Here is a 5,319-nt window from a genome sequence, read left to right on the forward strand (position 1 = left end):
TTGCAAGAGACTGAATCCCTTCTATTATTTAGGGATTAATTAAGAATCGATGCATATAAAAAGCTTTAATATGAGGATGAGGGGGAGTATAAGAATGATTTTTCGTGAAAAAAATGAGAAGGAAAGTATATTAATTCGTCAACATGATCATGGTTTTTTAGCTGGAGAGATTGCAAAGCATATAAAAGAAGACTTTTTTGAAGATAAAACATATTTAAAAGAAACAGTTGATGCAATATATGAGCATGACAGAGGATGGATAGAGCTTGATAAAGTACCAATTTTGAATGATGCTAAAAATATTCCATATACATTTATGGATTGTCCAAGCCCATTACGTTTTGTTTTTTATACGATTGGAATGAATGAAATTGAAAATTCTAATCCATACGGGGCATTGCTTTGTAGTAAACATTTTTTATCATTTCCACTAAACGAGGAAGATGAAGAGATGATGTCATTTTATAAACATGAATTAGAACGACAAAAAAGAATTTTGAAAACGTTAACAAAGGAACAGTTTGCGATGTTCGATAAGCATTATAGATTATTAAAGTTTTGTGATGAACTTTCTTTATACGTATGTATGAATAAGCCTGGTGTCAAAAAGAAAGATGAAATTGACTTATTTAAAGATGGTTTTGAAGGAACAGAAATGTTTAATAGTAAAGAGGAGAAACTTATTCAAGCTGAATGGGTGGACGAGGAAACAATTCGGATTACACCATTTCCATTTCAAACGGAATTTTATACGTATGTAAAATATAAAACGATAAATAAGCATGAAATGAAAGAAAAAGGGATTGCAAAGGCTGATAGAGAATCAGAAATGAAGAAACAAACCATTCGTTTCATACAATAAGGAGGTAATATAAATTGAAAGATTATATATTAAAACAGTGTGATTACCATGCTTGGGCTAATACTAGATTATTCAATCGATTAAAAGAGTTACCAAACTATGAGACAATTTTTAATGAGCAGATACAGAGTGTATTCCCATCCATTAAGGATACTTTTGTGCATATTTATATTACAGATCAAGTGTGGTTACATATATTGCATGGTAAAAGTATGAATGAAGCAATACAAGACCGAGAAGAGTTACGAAAACAAATTGAAACTAAATCGTTACATGAATTAGAAAAAATGTTTGAAAACATGGCAAATCAATATAAAGAGTTTTTAATTACAATACAAGATGTGAATGCTGTATTTGTTATTGAGAATCCATACGTAGGGAAATTAGAAACTTCGATTTTAGAATTAGTGCAACATGTCGTAAATCATGGTACATATCATAGAGGAAATATAACAGCGATGATTCGTCAACTTGGTCATTCATCGACAATGATGGATTTTGTACTGTATTTACATATGGTTAAAAAGCAGGGAGAGTAATATAGTTTGTAAGAAGGAGAGGCTTTAATTATAGAAGTCTCTCCTTCTATTTTATTCTGCATTCATGGTAGATCGACTGATTAAAGTTTTCTTAAGAAGCTTTATTTTCTTGTAATTGCTTAGCGTATTGTACAGCCTTATATGCATTGACTCTACCGTTTTTCCAGTACGTACCTGTACCACTAATTTTATCAGTAGTAGACTCAATAATTTGGCGGATTTGTGTATTGCTATATCCTTGATTTGCTAAAAGAGCTGCGACTCCTGCAACATGAGGTGTTGCCATAGATGTACCACTTAATGATTGATACGTGCTTCCTTTATATGTTGAATATATATTTGAACCTGGTGCTGCAACATCTACCCAGCTACCATAAGTAGAGAATGAAGATTTTCTATCTGATTGATCTGTAGAAGCAACTGCAATTACTTCGCTGTAATAAGCAGGGTAATTAGCTTTTGTATTTCCAGCATTTCCAGCAGCTGCAACTATAACAGAGCCTTTATTCCATGCATATTGAACGGCTTGTTGTAATGCAGTACCACCATTTGGAGCTCCTAAACTTAAACTAATTACTTTTGCACCCGAATCAGCAGCTTCTCGAATACCTTGCGCTACAGCATCAAGAGTACCACTTCCTTGATTATCTAATACGCGGACAGCATAAATTGAAGTTTGTGGGGCAACACCAGCAATTCCGACGCTGTTATTCGTAAGTGCTCCAGTAATTCCAGCACAATGTGTACCATGACCATTACCATCATCAGATGTATTGTCGTTATCAACATAATCATGCCCATAAATTACTTTCGAAGCCAGATCAGGGTGTGAGCCTTGAACTCCTGTATCAATAATAGCTACTTTTACACCAGGATCACTTCGTTGGCTATCCCAAGCTTGTGGAGCTTGAATCTTTTGTAACCCGTATTGATTATTAAAATATGGGTCGTTTGGAGTCCAAAAGGCGTGAACGTAATAATTCGGTTCTGCATATTCCACATCTGGATTATTTTTATAGCTCTTTATTTTTTCTTTTACAGTACCTTTTGAAAATTGTACGACTTCAAAACCTAACTTATCATCTTTAGATAAGACATTAGCTCCGACAGATTTATGAAAAGATTGCACATTACTTAAAGATGCATTTTGTTTGAACTTAACGATTAATTGGTTAGGAACGTAATCAGTAGATGATGTTTCAGCGCTTGAAGTATTCGTGTTAAAGAAGAAACCACCAATAATAAATGACAAAACAGATAGGAAAACGATGATTTTGTTTTTCAAAAGATTTTTCCTCCCTTTTCTTGGATGAGTTTTTCAGCGACACCTTAATGTCGCATTCCTTTTCAACTATATAGTTAGACCATACGATTTATGACATTTATGTGAAAAACTTTTGAAGGAATAAAAAGGAGTAAATATTGATATAAATATATTTTTAATGATAGTAATTAAGTAAAAGAGGGGATGAAAAAAGGAACGCTCATCATGTATGAGTCATTCCTTTTTTCATAGATTAACTTGCCTGTTTTTTATTATTTTCTTTCAATTTCTCTGCTTGTAAAAAGCGATTCGTTTCAGCAACAACAATACTACTTAATCCAATTAGACCAATCAAGTTTGGAATTGCCATAAGTCCATTTGCAATATCAGCAAATGTCCATACGATTCCTAGCTTTAAATTAGCACCAATTGCAATCATAACAATAAAGATTGCTTTATAATATTTAACTGCACTTTCTCCGAATAAATAAGCTACACATTTTTCTCCATAATACGACCAGCCTAAAATAGTAGAGTAGGCAAATAAAATAATTGCGATACCGAGAATCATACTACCAGCAGTACCAAATACAGATTGGAATGCAAGTGTTGTAGCTTCAACGCCAGTTTTACCAGATCTCCAAGCACCTGTAGTAATTAATACTAGTCCTGTAATTGTACATACAATAAACGTATCTAGAAAAGTACCAGTCATTGAAACTAAAGCTTGCTTTGCAGGCGAATCAGTTTTTGCCGCCGCCGCGGCAATAGGGGCACTCCCTAAACCAGCTTCGTTCGCAAATACACCACGCGCCATTCCGATTTGAATAGCTGATGCAACTGTTGCCCCAATAAAACCACCAGCAGCTGCTGTACCATTAAATGCACCAGAAAAAATAAGTGAAAAAGCTTCTGGAATTTGTTCGTAGTGATAGAAAATAATTATAAGACCAGCAATTATATAAAAGAAAGCTTTAATAGGAACGACATATCCCGTCACTTTCCCAATTTTTTTTACACCGCCTAAAATAACAATTGCGATTAAAAATGACATTACTATACCAGTTAAAGCAGGAGGGAAAGAGAAATTAATTCGCATTGCCTCTGCAACTGAGTTAGATTGCACCATATTACCAATACCGAAAGAAGCAGTTGTGCCGAATATAGCGAATAATACTGCCAGCCATTTCTTACCTAAACCATGCTCTAAATAATACATTGGTCCACCTGAATATTCACCATTTTCATTACTAACACGGTATTTTACTGCAAGTATTGCCTCGGCATACTTTGTTGCCATACCGAATAAAGCGGTAATCCACATCCAAAATATTGCACCAGGACCACCAATTGTAACAGCTGTTGCAACACCGGCTATATTTCCCATACCAATCGTTGCGGCCATAGCTGTCATAAGTGCTTGGAAGTGACTAATATCTCCAGAAGAAGAGGTATCTTCTGATTTTTTAAATGCTAGTTTGTGAGCGTATAATAGTTTACTAAACTGTAAACCTTTTAAACGCACTGTGAGAATGATACCTGTTCCAACGAGTAGCAACAAAGTTGGTAATCCCCACACGTATTGATTCAGTTGTTCTAATACTTTACTTACTGTCTCCATCTTTATTCTCCTTTTTTAGAAAAAATAAAAACCACTTCAAGTAAATGAAATGGTCTCTGGAGAAACAAGGGATAGAAAAATAAACCGATACAATCGGCTTTTTCTTTCGCTTGTCTCTGTCCTTTTACCTGAGAGATTATCCGCTGTAGTAGCGGATTTGCTCCTTCGGTGCTCGTTTTCCTCCGCGCTCTATGAAAGCGAGAGGGAGTCTCTCCAGAGATTCGTCCCCATGCAGTTCTACTTGTAACCAAGACCTGAGAGTTTCAAAGCTGGTATAACAACTTTTTGCCCCGTCGGTAGATCAATAGACCTTCTCCTGAATGGTTCATCCGAATTATAAAATTTATAAACACATTGATTGTAAATCAATAAAAACATTATAGACATACAAATTGTGAATTGCAATCATTTTTTATTTTAAAATAGTAAATAGTTTTATTTTTTTGTAAGTCCTAATTTATCTTCAACTTCATTTAAAGTAGATAAAGCGATGACAATATGTTGATCCGCAAGTCCTAAAGCTTGTTTTGTTTTTTCAATAGTTTCATCGGTTGGAGTAGAGTTATTTGCTCCGTCTATAATTAAATTTGCTGCATTTTTCATGAATTTTGATGCGGATTTAAACTGAGTTGTGAATTGAATTAGTTGTTTTTGTATATCTATATCTGCTATATTTTCTTCAATTTTAAGCGTGTCTATTTTGTTCATAATTGTTTCGTACTGCTTGGAAACAGCACTCATTGTAACTAATAGTTTATTTCGATCTACTGAATCTCCATTCGTGTTAATCTCTTCCCAGGCAGGTAACCAATCTTTTTCGATGATGTCATTATAATGAGTAGTCAATTCATTAATTTTAGGTTGTAATTTAGTTTTGAAAGTTTTTGTATCCGCTGTTTCTACAGTTGCTTTTTCGTTGTTATTTTTAACATTAGTAACATAGAAAATCGTACCGAAAATGATGAAAATAGAAATAACAACTGTCCATTTAGTAAAAAGTAATTTCTGCAATATGTAACGCCTCCAAAATTTA

The 5,319-nt window shown here is 34.0% G+C and carries 5 protein-coding genes and 1 riboswitch; of the genes, 2 read left to right on the plus strand and 3 right to left on the minus strand.

Features of this window, described 5'->3' with window-relative positions:
- Positions 1-94 precede the first annotated feature (94 nt).
- Together ACQGS6_RS22360 and ACQGS6_RS22365 are read left to right on the plus strand one after the other, a co-directional pair.
- Entirely contained in the window at positions 95-862 is a 768-nt protein-coding gene (locus tag ACQGS6_RS22360; RefSeq protein ID WP_000577286.1) for a DUF3891 family protein, read from the plus strand.
- Between the two features lie 14 nt (positions 863-876).
- On the plus strand, positions 877-1,401 hold the full coding sequence (locus ACQGS6_RS22365; protein WP_000656271.1) for a DinB family protein: 525 nt from the start codon (positions 877-879) through the stop codon (positions 1,399-1,401).
- Positions 1,402-1,492: 91 nt separating this feature from the next.
- On the opposite strand, the gene ACQGS6_RS22370 is transcribed toward ACQGS6_RS22365, so the two are convergent.
- From ACQGS6_RS22370 to ACQGS6_RS22380, 3 genes are all read right to left on the minus strand, one after another.
- On the minus strand, positions 1,493-2,686 hold the full coding sequence (locus ACQGS6_RS22370) for a S8 family peptidase (protein ID WP_000790937.1): 1,194 nt from the start codon (positions 2,684-2,686) through the stop codon (positions 1,493-1,495).
- Between the two features lie 232 nt (positions 2,687-2,918).
- Positions 2,919-4,286, minus strand: a complete 1,368-nt coding sequence (locus ACQGS6_RS22375; protein ID WP_025966762.1) for an alanine/glycine:cation symporter family protein — start codon at positions 4,284-4,286, stop codon at positions 2,919-2,921.
- Positions 4,287-4,392: 106 nt separating this feature from the next.
- A riboswitch (glycine riboswitch) is annotated at positions 4,393-4,513 on the minus strand.
- Between the two features lie 208 nt (positions 4,514-4,721).
- Positions 4,722-5,297 (minus strand): hypothetical protein, encoded by a 576-nt coding sequence (locus ACQGS6_RS22380; protein ID WP_426965627.1) that lies wholly within the window; start codon positions 5,295-5,297, stop codon positions 4,722-4,724.
- Between the last annotated feature and the right edge of the window lie 22 nt (positions 5,298-5,319).

The sequence above is a fragment of the Bacillus sp. GMs2/2 genome, from assembly GCF_050172095.1.
GTDB classification, from domain to species: Bacteria; Bacillota; Bacilli; order Bacillales; family Bacillaceae_G; genus Bacillus_A; species Bacillus_A cereus.